At 68.0% G+C, this 18,318-nt stretch carries 16 protein-coding genes and 1 other RNA gene; 5 read left to right on the top strand and 12 right to left on the bottom strand.

Going from position 1 to position 18,318, the window contains the following annotated elements:
• Positions 1–13: 13 nt before the first annotated feature.
• The 11 genes from K0O62_RS09135 to prfB form a co-directional block, all read right to left on the bottom strand.
• Positions 14–1,066 (bottom strand): tartrate dehydrogenase, encoded by a 1,053-nt coding sequence (locus K0O62_RS09135; RefSeq protein WP_073859226.1) that lies wholly within the window; start codon positions 1,064–1,066, stop codon positions 14–16.
• A complete protein-coding gene (locus K0O62_RS09130; protein WP_073859225.1) occupies positions 1,063–2,667 on the bottom strand; it encodes an SLC13 family permease in 1,605 nt (534 codons plus the stop codon). Before K0O62_RS09130 ends, K0O62_RS09135 begins: the two co-directional genes overlap by 4 nt.
• Before the next feature lie 123 nt (positions 2,668–2,790).
• Positions 2,791–3,162: a transfer-messenger RNA gene (ssrA, locus tag K0O62_RS09125) on the bottom strand.
• A gap of 72 nt (positions 3,163–3,234) precedes the next feature.
• Positions 3,235–5,502 carry a putative bifunctional diguanylate cyclase/phosphodiesterase gene (locus K0O62_RS09120; RefSeq protein ID WP_073859224.1) on the bottom strand — a complete coding sequence of 756 codons (2,268 nt, stop codon included), beginning with the start codon at positions 5,500–5,502 and terminating at the stop codon, positions 3,235–3,237.
• 87 nt (positions 5,503–5,589) lie between these two features.
• Positions 5,590–6,435, bottom strand: a complete 846-nt coding sequence (locus K0O62_RS09115) for an EamA family transporter (protein ID WP_079244501.1) — start codon at positions 6,433–6,435, stop codon at positions 5,590–5,592.
• Positions 6,432–6,929 carry an SsrA-binding protein SmpB gene (smpB, locus tag K0O62_RS09110; RefSeq protein ID WP_073859241.1) on the bottom strand — a complete coding sequence of 166 codons (498 nt, stop codon included), beginning with the start codon at positions 6,927–6,929 and terminating at the stop codon, positions 6,432–6,434. The genes K0O62_RS09115 and smpB overlap by 4 nt, the downstream gene beginning before the upstream one ends.
• 2 nt (positions 6,930–6,931) lie before the next feature.
• A complete protein-coding gene (gene ftsX / locus K0O62_RS09105) occupies positions 6,932–7,825 on the bottom strand; it encodes a permease-like cell division protein FtsX (protein WP_073859222.1) in 894 nt (297 codons plus the stop codon).
• Positions 7,825–8,514, bottom strand: a complete 690-nt coding sequence (gene ftsE, locus K0O62_RS09100) for a cell division ATP-binding protein FtsE (RefSeq protein WP_073859221.1) — start codon at positions 8,512–8,514, stop codon at positions 7,825–7,827. Before ftsE ends, ftsX begins: the two co-directional genes overlap by 1 nt.
• Before the next feature lie 25 nt (positions 8,515–8,539).
• Positions 8,540–9,091, bottom strand: coding sequence for an Rv3103c family proline-rich protein (locus K0O62_RS09095; protein WP_073859220.1), 552 nt, complete (start codon positions 9,089–9,091; stop codon positions 8,540–8,542).
• Positions 9,088–10,014 (bottom strand): mechanosensitive ion channel family protein, encoded by a 927-nt coding sequence (locus K0O62_RS09090; RefSeq protein WP_073859219.1) that lies wholly within the window; start codon positions 10,012–10,014, stop codon positions 9,088–9,090. Before K0O62_RS09090 ends, K0O62_RS09095 begins: the two co-directional genes overlap by 4 nt.
• Positions 10,001–11,122: a peptide chain release factor 2 gene (prfB, locus tag K0O62_RS09085; protein WP_073859218.1), complete on the bottom strand. Its 1,122-nt coding sequence runs from the start codon at positions 11,120–11,122 to the stop codon at positions 10,001–10,003. The genes K0O62_RS09090 and prfB overlap by 14 nt, the downstream gene beginning before the upstream one ends.
• A gap of 141 nt (positions 11,123–11,263) precedes the next feature.
• On the opposite strand from prfB, the gene K0O62_RS09080 reads away from it, so the two are divergent.
• Complete coding sequence (locus K0O62_RS09080) at positions 11,264–12,604, top strand: FAD-dependent oxidoreductase (RefSeq protein ID WP_073859217.1); 1,341 nt, start codon at positions 11,264–11,266, stop codon at positions 12,602–12,604.
• Positions 12,605–12,823: 219 nt separating this feature from the next.
• On the opposite strand, the gene K0O62_RS09075 is transcribed toward K0O62_RS09080, so the two are convergent.
• On the bottom strand, positions 12,824–13,195 hold the full coding sequence (locus K0O62_RS09075; RefSeq protein ID WP_097933571.1) for a hypothetical protein: 372 nt from the start codon (positions 13,193–13,195) through the stop codon (positions 12,824–12,826).
• Between the two features lie 23 nt (positions 13,196–13,218).
• Here K0O62_RS09075 and hisN point away from each other — a divergent pair, with 23 nt between their 5' ends.
• The 4 genes from hisN to K0O62_RS09055 all read left to right on the top strand — a co-directional run bounded on the left by hisN (position 13,219) and on the right by K0O62_RS09055 (position 18,298).
• A complete protein-coding gene (gene hisN / locus K0O62_RS09070) occupies positions 13,219–14,001 on the top strand; it encodes a histidinol-phosphatase (protein WP_073859216.1) in 783 nt (260 codons plus the stop codon).
• 82 nt (positions 14,002–14,083) lie between these two features.
• Complete coding sequence (locus K0O62_RS09065; protein WP_073859215.1) at positions 14,084–15,472, top strand: acyl-CoA dehydrogenase family protein; 1,389 nt, start codon at positions 14,084–14,086, stop codon at positions 15,470–15,472.
• Positions 15,473–15,516: 44 nt separating this feature from the next.
• A complete protein-coding gene (locus K0O62_RS09060) occupies positions 15,517–16,731 on the top strand; it encodes an acyl-CoA dehydrogenase family protein (RefSeq protein ID WP_073859214.1) in 1,215 nt (404 codons plus the stop codon).
• A 139-nt stretch (positions 16,732–16,870) separates the two neighbouring features.
• On the top strand, positions 16,871–18,298 hold the full coding sequence (locus K0O62_RS09055) for an FAD-dependent oxidoreductase (protein ID WP_073859213.1): 1,428 nt from the start codon (positions 16,871–16,873) through the stop codon (positions 18,296–18,298).
• Positions 18,299–18,318: the final 20 nt, after the last annotated feature.

The raw sequence follows: 18,318 nt of genomic DNA, 5'->3' as shown, positions 1-18,318 counted from the left end.
GTGATTTCGGCGGTTACCCCAGCTCGGCTATCAGCGCCGCGGTGACCTCGGCCGTGGACGCCGTCCCGCCGAGGTCCCGGGTGCGGGTCTGCGGCTGGGCCAGCGTCGCCTCCATGGCGGCCAGCACGTCGGCGGCCGCCTCGGGAAACCCGAGGTGATCGAGCATCATCGCCGCCGACCACACCGCCCCGACCGGGTTGGCGACCCCCTTGCCGGCGATGTCGGGGGCCGAACCGTGCACCGGCTCGAACATCGACGGGAATTCCCGGGTCGGGTCCAGGTTGGCCGACGGCGCGATCCCGATCGACCCGGCCACCGCAGCGGCAAGGTCGGACAGTATGTCGCCGAACAGGTTCGAGCCCACCACCACGTCGAAGCGCTGCGGCTGCAGCACGAATTTCGCGGCCAGCGCGTCGATGTGCTCGCTGTCCACCTGCACATCCGGGTAGGCCGCGGCCCGCTCGGCGACCACCTCGTCCCAGAACGGCAGCGTGTGCACGATCCCGTTGGACTTGGTGGCCGAGGTGACATAGCCGCGCCGGGTGCGCGCGAGTTCCAGTGCGTAGTCGGCGATCCGGCTGACCCCGACCCGGGTGAACACCGACTCCTGCACCGCCATCTCGTCGGGGAAGCCACGGTTCATCCGGCCGCCGATCTCGCTGTACTCCCCCTCGACGTTCTCGCGCACCACCACGAAATCCACCTTGTCCGCGGTGCGTAACGGGCTGCGCACCCCGTCGAACACCTTGATCGGGCGCAGGTTGACGTACTGGCGGAAGGCCCGCCGGATCGGGATCAGCAGGCCCCACAGCGACACATGGTCGGGCACCCCCGGCCAGCCGACCGCGCCGAGGAAGATCGCGTCGAATGCGCGCAGCGTCTCGATGCCGTCCTCGGGCATCATCGCGCCGGTCTGCTGGTAGCGCTGACAGGACCAGTCGAACTCGGTGTAGGACAATTCGATTCCGTGCCGCGCACTGACCGCGTCGAGCACCGCCCGCGCCGAGTCGATCACCTCACCGCCGATACCGTCGCCGGCGATGACCGCGATCCGCGCCCCCGTCATGCGCCCAGGCCCAGCACGCCGACCATCAGCGGTAGCAGCAGGATGATCAGCAGCGCACCGATGACGTCAAACGATATGCCGGACTTGATCATTGAGGTGATCTTAACCACGCCCGAACCGTACACGATCGCGTTCTGCGGGGTGGACACCGGCAGCATGAAGCCGAACGATGCCGCGAAGGTGGCGGCCAGCGCCGGCACGAAGGGATTCACCCCGGCGGCGACGGCCACCGGGATGATGATCGGCACCACCACCGCCGCGGACGCCGTGTTGCTCGTCGTCTCGGACACGATGATCGCCAGCAGCACCGCGAAGATGGTGATGGCGACGGCGCTGCCCAATCCGAGCGCGCCGTTCACCGAGCTGCCGATGGTCTCGGCCAGCCCGGTGTCGGCGATCAGCGAGCCGAAGATGATGCCGGTGCCGAAGAGAACGATGGTGCCCCAGTCGATGTCGGCGGCATCCCGCCAACGCAGCGTGAATTCCCTTTTCTCCCAGTCGGTGGGCAGCAGGTAGAGCAGTGCGGCGCCGAACACGGCGACCATGCCCTCGTCGAGCCGGTCACTGACCGCGGTGTAGATGTCGGAGTCGTTGCCGAAGACCAGCGCCAGCACGCCCGGCAGGATCCACAGGAAGACGGTGACCCCGAAAGCGATGAGGGTGTTCTTCTCGGCCCGGGACAGCCCGCCCAGCTTCTCCCGCTCGGAGGCCACATAGTCGGCGATGCCGTCGATCCGGTTGATCTCGGGCTTGTTGAGCCGCAACAGGATGAAGGCCAGCGCGACGAACATCGCGATACAGATCGGCAGCGCCAGCACCACCCATTGGCCGAAGCTGATCCGTTCCCCGGTGGCCTCCTCGATGAGCCCGCGCCCGATCAGGTTAGGCGGGCTGCCCACCGGGGTCAGCAGGCCACCGACGCTGGCGGCGTAGGCGAGCATCAGCATCAGCGCGGTGCCGACGCGCAGCCGCAGCGGGTCGAAGTCGGGTTCGACGTCGCCGCGTTGCTGCAACAGTTTGGCGATGACGCCGAGGATGCCCAGCGCGGTCGGCAGCAGCATGGCCACCGTCGCGGTGTTGGACACGAACGCCGACAGCACGCAGGTGATCACGCCGAACGCGATGATCACCCCGGTGGTGGAGCGACCCGCGCGGGGCAGCGCCAGGATGCGGAACGCGAACCGCCGCGCGACACCGTGTTTGAGCATCGCCTGGGCCAGGATGAACGCCCCGATGAAGGTGAACACCGTCGACGACCCGAAGGGGGCGAGCACGTCGTCGACCGGGGCGACCCCGAGAAACACCGCGACCGCCACCCCGAGCAGGCCACCGATCGGGATGGGTACCGCCTCGCTGATCCACAGCGTGATCACCCCGAGCAGCACGGCGGCCAGCACCTGCTGCTCGCGCGGGATGTCCAGCGGCAGCAGGAGGAACCCGATGGTGAGCGCCGGCGCCAGGAACAGTCCGGTGGTGCGGCGGCCCTTCTCGAAGCGTTCCTCCTTGGGCGACAGTTTCTGCTCGCCGAGGCTGCGGTAGGTGGCGCTGCCGAGCAGCGCCTTGTCGACGTCGGTCTTCGTGCTCGGGATCTGATCGGTCATTCGCGCGCTCCGCCCCCCAGGTGTGGCCTGCGCCACACTCTGCTGGAATGTGCCTCGTCGCCGCGGAAGCTAAACATCGACCAACGAGAAAGGCCGCAGGTCTGCTGACCTGCGGCCTTCCTGAGGTGGAGCTGCCGGGAATTGAACCCGGGTCCTACGGCATTCCCTCAAGACTTCTCCGTGCGCAGTTCGCTATGCCTCTACTTGGATCTCCCGGTCACGCGAACAAGCCGAGATGACGATCCCAGTCGCTGTTTGATGTCCCCACGGTTCCCGCGACCGAACCCGTGGGTGGGTCCCTCTAGCTGATGCCAGGGTCCGGGCCGAGGGCGCTCCCGGTCTGACAGACACGCAGTCGCTACTTAGGCAGCGAGGGCGTAGTCGCGCTGATTGGTATCGGCGCTTAATTGGTTGCAACGACGCTTACGGTGGTCTCTTGCCTGCACCGGCACGCTTCCCTTGATTCGATGCGCGAAGTCGAAACCGTTCAGCCCCTCGCACCCCCGCCGACGTTCAGCGAGAAGGCCAGTCTACCGGCCGCCCCGACACAGGCAACTGATCAACACGTCACACCGGCCTGCTCGGCACTTTCTCCATGAGCGCTCCGATCGGCACCGGCTTGGCGAACAGGTGCCCCTGGGCCAGCTCGCAGCCCGCGTCGTAGACGGTCTCGGCCTGCGCGGCCACCTCGATGCCCTCCGCGACCACCGCCAACCCGAGCGCGTCACACAACCGGATCACCGACCGGTACAAGGTCACATCCCGCGCCCGCGCGGCACCCGCGACCAGGCTGCGGTCGAGCTTGACGATCTGCACCGGCAGCACGTGCAGGTAGGTCAGCGAGTTGTAGCCTGCGCCGAAATCATCCAGTGCGACCTTGATTCCGAGCGCGTTGAGCCGGGCGATCTGGTCGGCGGCGTCGTTGAGGTCGACGATCGGGACGGTCTCGGTGATCTCCAGCACCAGCCGGTGCGGCTCGATGCCGTAGCGCTCCAGGGTCCGCATGATGCGCCGCTCGAAGGTGGGGTTCCCCAGCCGCGCCGCCCCCACGTTCACATGGATGTCGAGGTCCAGACCGGCCCCCGACACCTCCCGGCAGGCCAGGTCGAGGACCAGCGCATCGAGGTCCGCGCCCATCCCGGCGGCCTCGGCCACCGCGACGAACGTCTCCGGCGAGATCGCGATCCCGTCGGCCGTCGTCCACCTCGCCAGCGCCTCGACGGCCACCGGCGCCGGGTGCGGAAGCCGCACGATGGGCTGGTACACCAACTGGAAGCCGGGCGGCGCGGCGCCGTGGGCCCGGCGCAGCGCGGTCGGGAAGTCGACGTTGACGCCCGAGGACGGCCGGTACACCACGGCGGTGTCCTTGCCGAGACGTTTGCCGGCGTACATCGACACATCGGCCTGGCGCAGCAGATCGTCGGAGGACTGCGCGACACCGTCCTCGCCGGGCCGCACCAGACCCATGCTGGCCCGGACCCGCACCGACGATCCGTTGACCGCGAACGGTTCCCGCAGCGCGACCCGCAGCCGCTCGGCGACCGCCTCGGGTTCGTCGACGGTGCCGTCCATCAGGATCGCGAACTCGTCGCCGCCGATCCGGGCCAGCGTGTCGGCCTCGCCCACGCACCGGCCCAGCCGCTCCCCGACCGCGCGCAGCAGCGCGTCCCCGGCGGCGTGCCCGTACCGGTCGTTGACCTCTTTGAAATCATCGAGGTCGACGAAGATGAGCACGAAGTGCCCCGTCCGCATGGCCTCGTCGAGGCGCCGGGCGAACAGCACCCGGTTGGGCAGACCGGTCAACGAATCGTGGTGCACCTGATGCGCCAGCCGGCGCTGCGTCGTCAACAGCCGCTCGGTCAACTGATACTGCGCGCGGATGGCGACCGCCTGGCGGACCGCCACCATCAGCACCATCAGCACCGTCACCCAGAGGATCGCCGAATGCAGCGTCGCGCCGCGCCCGAAGTGATAGGCGTACAGCACCGCCACGCCGAGGAAGGAGATGTAGGGCAGCACGAGCTGCGTCCAGTCGAACCCGCCGGTGCGTCGCCGGGGCAGCGGACCGCGCGGCAGCTCCAGCATGGCCATGCCGGTCAGCGTCAGCCCGACGGTGAATCCGATGCCGCCCCACCGCCCGGCACCCTCGGCGCCGGCCGAGTCGAGGTAGGCGATCACCCGGTCGGACGTGATCGCGACCAGGACACCACTGCACAGCCACAGCAGGTTGGCCCGGTAGGGCCGGTCCGGCCGATAGGTCATGGCCACCACCACCGCCAGCACCACGACGAACAGCTCGGCCAGTGCGAACAGGATCTCGACGGTGACGTTGTCCGATCGGGGTAACGAGACGCTCGATCCGGCGCCGAAGCCGCCCATCGCCACCAGGATCAGAAAGGCCAGGCAGGCCACCACACCATCGATGACCGTCGTCACCGGGGTGGACCGCGCTTCGCTCTCATCCGATCCGGTCAGCCCACCACCGGACCGGGTCAGCGCCGCGATCGCCGCCAGGGCGAACACCGGGCACAGCAGGTAGGCGGCCAGACTGACCGCCGGCACCGGTTCCCCGAAACCCTGTGCCCACCACAGCGCCTCACCGACGAACATGGAGAGCAGGCCCATCGACATCAGTACCCGCCACCGCCGCGACCAGCCGGTCGTCCGGCGCGCCACCACCAGACCGCACAGCCCCCACCCGAGCGAGGTCGCCAACCCGACGGTCAAGGCGACATGGCGGGCGACCTCGTGGGGCCAGGGTGATATCGCGTTGATGAGCAGCAACACCACGAGTAGGAGCAACCAGAGGCGCCGTCGGTGACCCTTCAACGACACACGCCTCCCTTCGCGCTATCGGTGGATGGATCGTGATGCTACCGAGCGACCCACGGCGGCAGGCACGCATGAAGAAACTTCAGGAAACTACCCGAGGGCGATCATGGCCACCGCGACCGCCGCGGCCACCATGCCCACCACCTGCCATCGGGTCACCTTCTCTTTGAGCACCAGCAGCGCCAGCGCCACCGTCGACGCGGGATACAGCGAAATCAGCACCCCCGCCAGCGATAGCAGCGAGGCCTGCAACGCCAGCAGCATCGCCACGTTCGCGACGGTGTCCAGCACCCCGGCGACCAGGGCCAGCTTGAGCGGCACCCCGGTCGGTACCCGCAGCTTGCCGCCGGCCAGCGCGATCAGCACCACCAACACCGTGGCCGACGCCCGGGCGAACACCAGCGGCCACAGGCCCGCATCCACCGGAGCCTGGTCGATCAGGACGAAGTTCAGCCCGAACGCCAGCCCCGACCCGACCGTCAGCCAGGCCACCGTCTTGGTGAACCGGTGCGGCGACGGGTCCTCATCGCTCACCCCACGGGACACCAGCACGACGGCGCCCAGCGCCACCGCGATGCCCAACAGGGCCAGTGCTGAAGGCCGCTCCCCCAACGCCATCCCCACGCCGACGGGCACCCCGGCCACCAGGATCGCGGTCAACGGCGACACCACCGAGATCGGCCCGGCCCCGAGCGCGGCGTAGAACCACCACACCCCGAACGCCTGACTGATGCCGCACAGCACACCCCACAGGACGGCGGGGCTCGAAATCTGTCCACCCACAACGAAAGACAGCGCGGTCAGCAGCACCAGCGCCACGGGGTAGGACACCAGCACCACCCGCAGCGCGGCCACCCGCCGGGACGCGATGCCGCCGACGAAGTCGCTGACGCCATAGCCCGCGGCCGAAACCAAGGCGAGCAGAACGCCTATCAGCGCATGCCCTTGGCGCGCCGGCCCAGTTCGCGGGTGATCTCCCGGTCGGCGTCCCGCTTGGCCAGATCCTGGCGCTTGTCGCGGGCCTCTTTACCGCGAGCCAGCGCCAGCTCCACCTTCACCTTGCCGTCGCTGAAGTACAGCGACAACGGCACCAGGGTGAGGTTGCCGTCGCGGATCTTGCCGACCAGGTTGTCGATCTGGCTGCGGTGCAACAGCAGTTTGCGGTTGCGCCGCGGCGCGTGGTTGGTCCAGCTGCCGTGGTGATACTCGGCGATATGCAGGTTGCGCAGCCAGATCTCACCGTCGTCGACGGTGGCGAACGCGTCGACCAGGGAGGCCTGCCCTTCGCGCAGACTCTTCACCTCGGTGCCGACAAGCACGATCCCGGCCTCGTAGGTGTCCAGGATCGTGTAGTTGTGGCGCGCCTTTCGGTTGGTCGCCACCACGTGGTTGTTCGCCTTTTCGGCGGCCTTGTCGGGTTTCTTCGCCATCATCATCTTCGTACGTAGAGGCGCAGCGTCACATAGGCCGTGACACCGGCCATCGCCACACCCACGAACAGCAGGATCGGGGCGATGTAGAGGATATCGGCGAAGTCCAGCGGCGCAATCAAATTAGCCTGGGTGAACTGGCTCAGCGCCTTCTCCAGGAACAGGCTGCGCACCGCCAGCAGACCGATCAGCGCCAGCACCACACCGATGAACGCGGCCAGCATCGCCTCCACCAGGAACGGCAGCTGGGTGTACCAGCGGGTGGCGCCGACCAGCCGCATGATGCCGATCTCGGTGCGCCGCGTGTAGGCCGCCACCTGAACCATGTTGGCGATCAACAACACCGCGCCGATCGCCTGCACCAGCGCCACCGCGAACGCCGCATTCGACATGCCGTCGAGCAGCGCGAACAACCGGTCGATCAGGTCCTTCTGATTCAGCACATTCATCACTCCGGGCTGGCCCTGCATGGCAGCGTCGAAATCCATGTGCTGTTCCGGGTTTTCCAGCTTCACGATGAACGAGGCCGGGAACGCGTCCTTGCTCGCGACGTCCTTGAAGGCCGGGATCTTCTTGATGGCGTCCTCGTAGGCGGCTTCCTGGTTGAGGAAGCGAACCGACTTCACGTCGTCACGCGCGTCGATCTGCGCGCGCAACGCCTTGCACGGGTCCGCATCGCAGTTCGGGTCGTTGACCGACACGTCGTTGGTGAGGAAGACCTGGCTCTCCACCCGGTCCAGGTAGATGTCGCGGGACTGGTCGGCCACGCGCATCACCAGCAGGCCACCGCCGAACAGGCCGATGGAGATGGCGGTCGTCAGGATCATCGCGACCGTCATCGTGACGTTGCGACGAAGGCCGGTGACGACCTCGTTGATCAGGAAGCCAAAACGCACTAGCGATCCATTCCGTAGACGCCGCGCTGCTCGTCGCGGATGAGCCGGCCCAGTTCGAGTTCGATGACGCGCTGACGCATGGAGTCCACGATGTGGTGGTCGTGCGTCGCCATCAGAACCGTGGTGCCGGTGCGGTTGATCCGCTCAAGCAGATCCATGATGTCCTTGCTGGTCTCCGGGTCCAGGTTGCCGGTGGGCTCGTCGGCCAGCAGCACCAGCGGCCGGTTCACGAACGCCCGCGCGATCGCCACCCGCTGCTGCTCGCCACCGGAGAGCTCGCTGGGCAGCCGGCTGGCCTTGCCGGACAGACCGACCATCTCCAGCACGTCGGGCACCACCCGGTTGATCACGTCGCCGCGCTTGCCGATCACTTCGAGCGCGAACGCGACGTTCTCGAACACGGTCTTCTGCTGCAGCAGCCGGAAGTCCTGGAAGACGCACCCGATGACCTGGCGCAACTGCGGGATGTGCCGGCCGGACAACTTGTTGACGTGGAACTTCGAGACCCGCACATCGCCCTTGGAGGGATGCTCGGCGCCGAGCAGCAGACGCATGAACGTCGACTTGCCCGAACCCGAGGGGCCGATCAGGAAGACGAACTCACCCTTGTCGATTTTGAGTGAGACGTCATCCAGCGCCGGACGAGCAGAGGATTTGTACTGCTTGCTCACTTTGTCGAGGGTGATCATCACGGCACGCCAGTGTAGACGCGTGTCAGTACCCACTGCGTGCAGGCGGTGGCGGTGTCGCGGGTGTCTGGGGTGCCGGCGCGGGTGCCGCGCCGGGCAGAACCGGCAGCGTGATCGGGGGAAGCAACCCGTTCGGCCCGTCCGGATCGATCACCGTCGTGGTGGGCGGCGTCACCTCCGCGGGGGCCGGCGTCTGCTGCCCGGGCACCGGTGTGTCGGTCGGACCCGTCGGTTCGATCGGCGTCGTCGGTGTGGTGGTCGTCGGCGGCACGACCGTGTCGGTGGTCGTCGGAGTGGTCGTCGGGATGGTGGTGGTGGTCGGCGTCGTCGTGCGCGTCCATTCCTGAACCTGGGTGCGCGGCACCCAGGTGTACTCGGGGTCCGGCACGAAACCGGGCGGCACCGTCTGGGTGGCCGGGACGGGCTCCGGCGGCGGCGGTTTGTACGTGTTGTACAGCCAGGCGGCGAGGCAGAACGCGACGATCAGGACGAGTGTCGACGCGCGCATCCGGCCGCGCAGCAGATACACGGGCCAGCGCTTCTCGGAGTCGCCGGTGCGGCGCGAGATCAGCTTCATTCGCGGACCTCGGAGTTGGCCGCCAGCGAGGAGGACTGGGCCTTGGAGACGATGCCGGCCCGGGCCAGCGACGCGATCACCATCAGCCGCAGCTGACGGCCCACCTCGAACTGCTTGCCGGGCAGGGTGCGGGCCACCATCCGCAGGTTGACGGTGTCGAGCTGGAGGCTCTCCACGCCCATCAGCTGCGGCTGGTCGAGCAGCAGATCGTTCATCTGCGGGTTCTTCATGGCGTTCACGCACACCGCGTGCAGCAGCTCGTTGACGGCGTTGAGATCGGCCGTCGTCGGCACCGGTATGTCGACCACGGCGCGCGCCCAGTCCTTGGACAGGTTCAGCGACTTCATGATCTGCCCGTTGGGGATGGTGAAGACCTCACCGTCGCTGGTGCGCAGCTTGGTGATCCGCAGCGTGACGTCCTCGACGGTGCCGGTCGCCTCGTTGGAGGCGCCCAGCGTCAGGGTCACCAGGTCACCGAAGCCGTACTGCTTCTCGGTGATGATGAAGAACCCGGACAGCAGGTCCTGCACGATGCGCTGCGCGCCGAAACCCAGCGCGGCGCCGAGCACCGCGGCCGGCGCAACCAGCGAGCCCAGCGGGATGGCCAGGATCTCGGTGATCTGCAGCCCCACGATCACGCAGATCAGCGCGACGGTCACCCAGGAGATCACCGAGGCCACCGCCTGGCGGTGCTTGGCGGTCTCGGTGCGCACCAGCGCGTCGCTCTCCTGGAAGTCGGCGTCGATACGCCGGGTGATGCGCTGGGCGGCCCAGTTGACGAACCGCGCGATCAGTATCGCGGCGATGACGAGCATGACGATGCGCAGCCCGCGCGTGATGATCCACTCGCCGATGTCCCCGCGCCAGAACCCCTGCCAGCGGTCGGCCACTGACAGTGCGAGCACGCGGCTAGTCGTCGTCATCTTTCCTGTTACGCCATCGGATTCCGGCCTCCAGGAAGCCGTCGATGTCCCCGTCGAGCACCGCGGACGGGCTGCCCACCTCGTATTCGGTGCGCAGATCCTTGACCATCTGGTACGGGTGCAGCACGTAGGACCGCATCTGGTTGCCCCAGGAACTGCCGCCGTCGCCCTTGAGCGCGTCCATCTCGGCGCGCTCCTCCAGCCGCTTGCGCTCCAGCAGCTTGGCCTGCAGCACCCGCATCGCGGACACCTTGTTCTGCAGCTGGGACTTCTCGTTCTGGCAGGTCACCACGATGCCCGTCGGGATGTGGGTCAGCCGCACCGCGGAGTCGGTGGTGTTGACCGACTGTCCGCCGGGGCCGCTGGAGCGGTAGACGTCGACGCGCAGATCGCCTTCGGGGATCTCGATGTGGTCGGTTGTCTCCACGACCGGGAGCACCTCGACGTCGGCGAACGATGTCTGGCGCCGGCTCTGGTTGTCGAACGGGCTGATCCGCACCAGCCGGTGGGTGCCCTGCTCGACCGACAGGGTGCCGTAGGCGTAGGGGGCGTGCACGGCGAAGGTGGCGCTCTTGATGCCGGCCTCCTCGGCGTAGGACGTGTCGAACACCTCGACCGGGTACTTGTGCGCCTCGGCCCAGCGGATGTACATCCGCATCAGCATCTCGGCCCAGTCCGCGGCGTCCACGCCGCCGGCGCCGGACCGGATGGTGACGACGGCCTCGCGCTCGTCGTACTCACCGGAGAGCAGGGTGCGCACCTCCATGGCCGCGATGTCCTCGCGCAGCTTGGCCAGCTCGGTGTCGGCCTCCCCCACGGCCGCAGCCTTTTCGTCGGCGCCCTCTTCTTCAGCGGCCATCTCGTAGAGCACCGGCAGATCATCGATGCGCTGGCGCAGTTCCTCGACGCGGCGCAGCTCGTTCTGGGCGTGCGACAGCTCGCTGGTGACCTTCTGCGCATGCGCCTGGTCATTCCACAGGTTCGGGTCCGCGGCCTCGGCCTCGAGCGTTTCGATGCGGCCGCGCAGCCCCTCGACATCGAGCACCCGCTCCACGGTCGTCAACGTGGTGTCGAGGGCGGCGATATCGGCAAGACGGTCTGGATCCACGATTGTTGAGGTTACCGGCCGCTTCCCCGGACTCCGCCCTCGATCGCCCCACCGCCGCTAGCATCGGGTGCGGTAACCACCTCCGGTGACGTCGCGACAGCCCCTTGCGCGCCACCGGTCAGCCTCACGAAAAGGCAAGACATGCGCCCGTACCACGTGGCGATCGTCGGCGCGGGCCCCTCCGGGTTCTTCGCCGCCGCATCGCTGTTGAAGTCCGACCGCGACTTCCGCGTCGACATGCTGGAGATGCTGCCCACCCCCTGGGGGCTGGTGCGCTCCGGCGTGGCGCCGGACCACCCGAAGATCAAGTCGATCAGCTCCCAGTTCGAGAAGATCGCCGCCGATCCGCACTTCCGGTTCTTCGGCAACATCTCTGTCGGCGAGCATGTGCAGGCCGCCGAACTGGCCGAGCGCTACGACGCGGTGATCTACGCGATCGGCGCACAGGCCGACCGGGTGCTCGGCATCCCCGGCGAGGACCTGCCCGGCAGCGTCTCGGCCGTCGACTTCGTCGGCTGGTACAACTCGCACCCGCACTTCGGGACGATGGCACCGAACCTGACCGCCGACCGGGCGGTGGTGATCGGCAACGGCAACGTCGCACTCGATGTGGCGCGCATCCTGATCAGCGACCCGGAGATCCTGGCACAGACCGACATCGCCGATCACGCGCTGGATCTGCTGGGCCCGCGCGGGGTCCGTGAGGTCATCGTGGTGGGCCGGCGCGGCCCGTTGCAGGCCCCGTTCACCACGCTGGAGCTCCGCGAGCTCGGGCACATGGAACAGATGGCCGAGGTCGATGTGGTGGTCGAGCGCGCCGACTTCGACGCCATCACCGACGAAGACCTGGAGGCGGCGGACAAGACCGTCCGGCAGAACATCAAGGTGCTGCGCGCGTACGCGGAGAACGAACCGGCCGGCGCGAAGCGGCGGGTGGTGTTCCGATTCGCGACCTCACCGATCGAGATCCGCGGCGACGGCCGGGTGGAGTCGATCGTGTTGGGCCGCAACGAGCTCGTCGATGAGGGCGGCCGGGTGGTCGCCAAGGACACCGGTGAGCGCGAGGAACTTCCCGTGCAATTGGTGGTGCGTGCGGTCGGTTACAAGGGTGTCGCGACGCCGGGGCTGCCCTTCGACGAGCGCTCCGGCACCATCCCGCACACCGACGGCCGGATCGACGGCAGCCGCAACGAGTACGTCGTCGGCTGGATCAAGCGCGGCCCGTCGGGTGTCATCGGCAGCAATAAGAAGGACTCCGCGGACACGGTGGACACGCTGCTGGCCGATCTCGGCGAGCCCGGCTTCGGCGAGGAGCACGCCGAGGAGCTGGCGCAGTGGCTGCTGTCGCGCCAGCCGAAGCTGGTGACCGACGCGCACTGGCAGCGCATCGACGCCCACGAGCGCGCCCTCGGCGATGCCCAGCACCGGCCCCGGGTGAAGATCAGCAGCGTCGAGGAGATGCTGGGGATCGCACACGGCTGAGCGGGCCGATATGCCCGTCAAACCCCTAGGTCGAGATCGAGCTGGGGGCTGGTGATTCACCAAGATTTCGGGCGTAGTCGCAACCATCAGGTCGAACTCGGGGCGAGTTCGACCTCAGGGCGGTTCACAGCACGTTTCCGGGCGTCATCGACGACCCTGACGTGGATCTCGCCCTAGCGTTTCTGGGGGCATGTCCCCCGCGACAACGGCCTCTGCGGCTCAGTTGGTGGGCGGGTAGTCGGGGACCACCGGCGGGGGCGGCGGTGTTGCCGGGGCAAACATCCACTTGTCCGGGTTCTTCGGCGAGTAGACCACGTCGATCAGTTGACCCATGGTCGGCCACTGGTCCACGTCGACGATCATCCGTTGGTAGACGACGTGCTCGTTGACGGTCGGGCCGTTGATCACTCCGCTGATCGTCACGAACTGCTCGCCGACCTCGTCGGGGCGCGGGCTCACCCCGGTTACCAGCAGCGTGCCAGGCGCCATGTTCGCCCCCGCGCCGCCTCCGCCCTGGCGCTTCCGGATCCAGGGCATGGCTATCAGGACCAGCGCGCCCACCAACACAAGCACCATCGCGAATTCGATCACGCTGCCATGGTAGGACTGCGGACATGAGCGATGTTTCCGATGATCTGGCCCTGGCACTGCGACTGGCCGATCGGGCCGATGAGTTGACCATGGCCCGGTTCGGCGCATTGGACCTTCGCATCGAGACCAAACCGGACCTGACCCCGGTCACCGACGCCGACAAGGGCGCCGAGGAAACCTTGCGCGCCGCACTCGCACAGGCCCGCCCCGACGATGCGGTGTTCGGCGAGGAGTTCGGCGGCACCGTGGCCGCGACCGGCCGGCAGTGGGTGCTCGACCCGATCGACGGCACCAAGAACTTCGTCCGCGGCGTCCCGGTTTGGTGCACGCTGATCGCCCTGATCTCCGACGGCGTGCCGGTGGTCGGGGTGGTGAGCGCGCCCGCACTCGGCCGCCGTTGGTGGGCCGGGCACGGTCTGGGCGCACACACCTCGTTCGGTGGGACGACCCGGCGCATCCAGGTGTCCGGCGTCGACGATCTGGCCTCGGCGAGCCTGTCCTACTCGGACCTGACGACCGGTTGGGACGACCGGCGCGAACAGTTCCTCGCCCTCACCGACGCGGTGTGGCGGGTGCGCGCCTACGGGGACTTCTGGTCCTACTGCCTGGTTGCTGAGGGCGCGGTCGACATCGCCTGCGAACCGGAGGTCAAGGTCTGGGACATCGCCCCGCTGGACATCCTGATCCGGGAGGCCGGCGGCTCGTTCACCAGCATCGACGGCGAGCCCGGACCGCACGGCGGCAGCGCCTTGGCCACCAACGGGCGCCTGCACGATCAGGTGCGGGCCCGGCTGGCGCCCATGTGAACTTGGTAACAGGATCGGGCTATCTTACTCCGGAGTAAGATACGGTCATGGCGCATTGCCACCACCAAAAGAGGCTGCTGACATGACTCAGATCGAATCCCGTCCACGGCGCACCGGGCCCGAGAGCGCCGTCGGGTTGCAGAAGCACAAGCGGACAGCGACCGACATCGCACTGGCGCTGATCACCCCCATCGTCGGCCAGGAGGTCCTGGACCGCTACGGCCTGCGCGACCCGCTCAACAAGGGCATCCGGTACGGCGTGAAGACCGCGTTCTCGGCCGCCGGCGCCACCACCCGCCAGTTCAAGCGCATCCAGAACCTGGGCGGCTCCCCCACCCGGCTGGCTCCCCGGGAGTCCGACTACTTCGACCTCACTCCCGATGACGACCAGAAGATGATCGTCGAGACGGTCAGCGAATTCGCCGACGAGATCCTGCGCCCGGCCGCACACGACGCCGACGCGGCCGCGACCTACCCGGCCGACCTGATCACCAAGGCCGCCGAGATCGGCGTCACCGCGCTGAACATCCCGGAGAACTTCGACGGCATCGCCGAGCACCGCAGCACCGTGACCGGCGCCCTGGTCGCCGAGGCGCTCGCCTACGGCGATATGGGATTGGCACTGCCGATCCTGGCCCCGGCCGGGGTCGCCGCCGCGCTGACGCACTGGGGCAGCGCCGAGCAGCAGGGCACCTACCTGCCCGAGTTCGCCGGTGAGAACGTGCCGCAGGCAAGCGTTCTCATCGCCGAACCGCACGCGCTGTTCGACCCGACCGCGCTGAAGACCACCGCGGTCCGCACCCCGGGCGGCTACCGCCTCTCCGGAGTGAAGTCGCTGGTTCCGGCCGCCGGTGCCGCCGAGTTGTTCATCGTGGCCGCCCAACTCAACGGCAAGCCTGCGCTTTTCGTCGTGGAGGCCTCCTCCGAGGGCCTCACCGTCGAAGCCGACCCGTCGATGGGCGTACGGGGCGCCGGCCTCGGCAAGGTCGCCCTCGACAATGTCGCGGTGCCGCTGCACAACCGGCTCGGCGAGACCGAGCGCACCGACGCCGACTTCGCCCAGGACTACTCCGAAGCCATCGCCTACTCCCGGTTGGGTTGGGCCGCACTGGCCGTCGGCACCTCCCACGCGGTGCTCGACTACGTCATGCCCTACATCAAGGAGCGCGAGGCGTTCGGTGAGCCGATCGCCAACCGGCAGGCCGTGGCGTTCATGACCGCCAACATGGCCATCGAACTGGACGGGCTGCGCCTGATCACGCTGCGCGGCGCGTCACGGGCCGAGCAGGGGTTGACCTTCGCCCGGGAAGCCGCACTGGCCAAGCGGATCGCCGCCGACAAGGGCATGCAGATCGGGCTGGACGGGGTGCAGTTGCTCGGCGGTCACGGTTACACCAAGGAACATCCGGTCGAGCGCTGGTACCGCGATCTGCGGGTCCTCGGCGTCGCCGAGGGTGTCGTGGTCCTCTGACCAGCTGCGTCCTCTAAGCCATCACAGAAACGGAAAACCCAGTCATGGCAATCAATCTGGAACTGCCCCGCAAACTGCAGGCGGTCGTCGAGAAGGGCCACCAGGGCGCCGCGGAGATGCTCCGGCCGATCTCGCGCAAGTACGACCTCGCCGAGCACGCCTACCCGGTCGAGCTGGACACCCTGGCCCAGCTGTTCGAAGGCCTGCAGGAAGCCAAGACCATCTCCTTCGCCGGCGCCGATGCGGTCGGCGGGCGCGCGGATGACGGCAAGAAGACAAACGTCAACGGCGCCAACATGTCTGCGCTGCTGAACGCCTTGGAGGTCAGCTGGGGCGACATCGCCCTGCTGCTGTCGATCCCGTACCAGGGCCTCGGTAACGCGGCGATCTCCAGCGTGGCCACCAAGGAACAGTTGGAGCGGTTCGGCAAGGTGTGGGCCGCGATGGCGATCACCGAGCCCAGCTTCGGGTCCGACTCGGCCGCGGTCTCCACCACGGCGGTGCTCGACGGCGACGAGTACGTCATCAACGGCGAGAAGATCTTCGTCACCGCCGGATCGCGGGCCACCCACATCGTGGTGTGGGCGACGGTGGACAAGTCGCTGGGGCGCGCGGCCATCAAGTCGTTCGTCGTCCCGCGCGAGCACCCCGGCGTCACCGTGGAACGCCTCGAGCACAAGCTGGGCATCAAGGCCTCCGACACCGCGGTGATCCGCTTCGAGAACGCGCGCATTCCCAAGGAGAACCTGCTCGGGGATCCCGAAGTCAAGGTGGACAAGGGGTTCGGCGGGGTCATGGAGACCTTCGACAACACCCGGCCCATCGTGGCCGCCATGGCCGTCGGCGTCGCCCGCGCCGCACTCGAGGAGCTACGGGTGATCCTCACCGAGGCGGGCATCGAGATCTCCTACGACAAGCCCGCGCACGCGCAGAGCGCCCCCGCGGCGGAGTTCCTCCGCATGGAGGCCGACTGGGAGTCGGGGTACCTGCTCACGGTGCGGTCGGCCTGGCAGGCCGACAACAAGATCCCGAACTCCAAGGAAGCCTCGATGGGCAAGGCCAAGGCCGCCCGGGTGGCCAGCGACATCACCCTCAAGGCCGTCGAGATGGCGGGCACCGTCGGCTATTCCGAGCAGACCCTGCTGGAGAAGTGGGCCCGCGACTCGAAGATCCTCGACATCTTCGAGGGCACCCAGCAGATCCAGCTGCTGGTGGTGGCCCGCCGGCTGCTGGGGCTGTCCTCGGCCCAGCTGAAATGAGACTTCGGTGAGGTGGCGCCGTCCGGGGGGCCGGCACCACCTCACCGATCCTGTGCCGCAAAGGCCTGACACGCCCTGCCAGAAAAACGAGTAGTGCACTACTCTATGGCCGCGGTTCGGCTACCCGCAGAATCCGAGCATGGAGCTACTCGGGGAACGCGCAGTGGTGCTGGGCGCCAGCATCGGCGGTCTCCTGGCGGCCCGGGTCCTGGCCGACCATTATCACGACGTCACCATCGTCGAACGCGATGTCCTCACCGATCTGCCGACCGCACGCCGCGGTGTCCCGCAGGGCCGGCATGGTCATGTATTGCTGGCCCGCAGCTCGCAGATCCTCGCCGAGCTGTTCCCCGGATTCGCCGACGAACTGGCCGCCGACGGTGTCCCGTCATCGACTGGCAGTCAGATGTCACGGATCCGGCTCTCACTCAACGGCCATCTGATGGTGCACTCCGCGGACGGGGAGACCACCGATGATTCGACGCTGTATTTCGCGAGTCGTCCTCTGCTGGAACGCAATATCTTACGGCGGGTCCAGGCCCTGCCGAACGTGACCCTGGTGGACGGACACGACGTGACCGAGCTGACCGCGACCCCTGACGGCGACCACGTCACCGGTGTACGGATAGCCGACCAGGTGCACGCGACCCGGCACACCATCCCCGCCGACCTCGTCGTCGACGCGACCGGCCGGGGTTCGCGGACACCGGTATTCCTCGACAAGCTGGGCTACAGCCGCCCGTCCGAGGACGAACTCGTCGTCAAACTCGCCTATGCCAGCCAGCTCCTGCATATCCCGGACGGCACCCTGCCGGAGAACCTGTTCGCCTACTTCCCCGCCCCCGGCCGGCCGAGGACATGGACGCTGGTCCGGTACGAGCACGACACCTGGATGATGACCCTGGGTTCGATGGTTGGCCGGCCCGCGCCGGCCAACCGGCCCGAAATGCTGGCCTGGGGTGAGGGATTCGTCGACGAACGCGCCCTCTCGGCGGCGCGGGCGGCGACCCCGCTCAGCGACGTCGAGCACTACCGGGTGCCGTCCAACCGGTGGCGACGCTACGACAAGATGAAGCGGTTTCCGCAGGGCCTGCTGGTCTTCGGGGATGCGATCTGCAGCTTCAACCCGATCTACGGGCAGGGTATGACGATGGCGGCGATCGAGGCGACGCTGCTGAGCGAGTGCCTGCGCCGTGGCGATCAGGCACTGCCGCAGCGGTTCTTCCGCGCCGCGGCGGCCAAACTGCGGGTGGCATGGCAGACCGCGGTCGGTTCGGATCTGACGCTGCCGGAGGTGGCGGGTCCCCGCCCCCTGCCGATGCGACTGTCCAACGCCTACCTCGACTGGGTGATGACCGCCGCCGAAACCGATTCCCCCACCGCGGTCCAACTGCTGCGGGTGACCGGAATGCTGGACTCCCCGTTGCGCCTGCTCCGACCCGCATTCGTGGGTCGTGTGGCGCGGGTCAACGGGCTCGGGCGCGGGCCGCGATCAGAGGGGAATCGCGGCCCGCGTCCCATTCCGTCCCAGCCCTCGCTCGGGAAACCCCGGGCGACCCGCATCTGAACCCGCACAGGGCAACGAAA

Source organism: Mycolicibacterium diernhoferi (assembly GCF_019456655.1).
GTDB classification, from domain to species: domain Bacteria; phylum Actinomycetota; class Actinomycetes; order Mycobacteriales; family Mycobacteriaceae; genus Mycobacterium; species Mycobacterium diernhoferi.
The sequence above is the reverse complement of the archived record's forward strand: the minus strand, read 5'-3'. Positions and strand labels throughout refer to the sequence as shown.

Excerpts from the sequence above, each read along its gene's own strand:
- K0O62_RS09060 (WP_073859214.1), top strand. The coding sequence starts at position 15,517 with ATGGCAATCAATCTGGAACTGCCCCGCAAACTGCAGGCGGTCGTCGAG.
- ftsE (WP_073859221.1), bottom strand. The coding sequence starts at position 8,514 with ATGATCACCCTCGACAAAGTGAGCAAGCAGTACAAATCCTCTGCTCGT.
- smpB (WP_073859241.1), bottom strand. The coding sequence starts at position 6,929 with ATGGCGAAGAAACCCGACAAGGCCGCCGAAAAGGCGAACAACCACGTG.
- K0O62_RS09090 (WP_073859219.1), bottom strand. The coding sequence starts at position 10,014 with ATGACGACGACTAGCCGCGTGCTCGCACTGTCAGTGGCCGACCGCTGG.
- hisN (WP_073859216.1), top strand. The coding sequence starts at position 13,219 with ATGAGCGATGTTTCCGATGATCTGGCCCTGGCACTGCGACTGGCCGAT.
- K0O62_RS09080 (WP_073859217.1), top strand. The coding sequence starts at position 11,264 with ATGCGCCCGTACCACGTGGCGATCGTCGGCGCGGGCCCCTCCGGGTTC.
- K0O62_RS09055 (WP_073859213.1), top strand. The coding sequence starts at position 16,871 with ATGGAGCTACTCGGGGAACGCGCAGTGGTGCTGGGCGCCAGCATCGGC.
- K0O62_RS09135 (WP_073859226.1), bottom strand. The coding sequence starts at position 1,066 with ATGACGGGGGCGCGGATCGCGGTCATCGCCGGCGACGGTATCGGCGGT.
- K0O62_RS09095 (WP_073859220.1), bottom strand. The coding sequence starts at position 9,091 with ATGAAGCTGATCTCGCGCCGCACCGGCGACTCCGAGAAGCGCTGGCCC.
- K0O62_RS09130 (WP_073859225.1), bottom strand. The coding sequence starts at position 2,667 with ATGACCGATCAGATCCCGAGCACGAAGACCGACGTCGACAAGGCGCTG.
- K0O62_RS09065 (WP_073859215.1), top strand. The coding sequence starts at position 14,084 with ATGACTCAGATCGAATCCCGTCCACGGCGCACCGGGCCCGAGAGCGCC.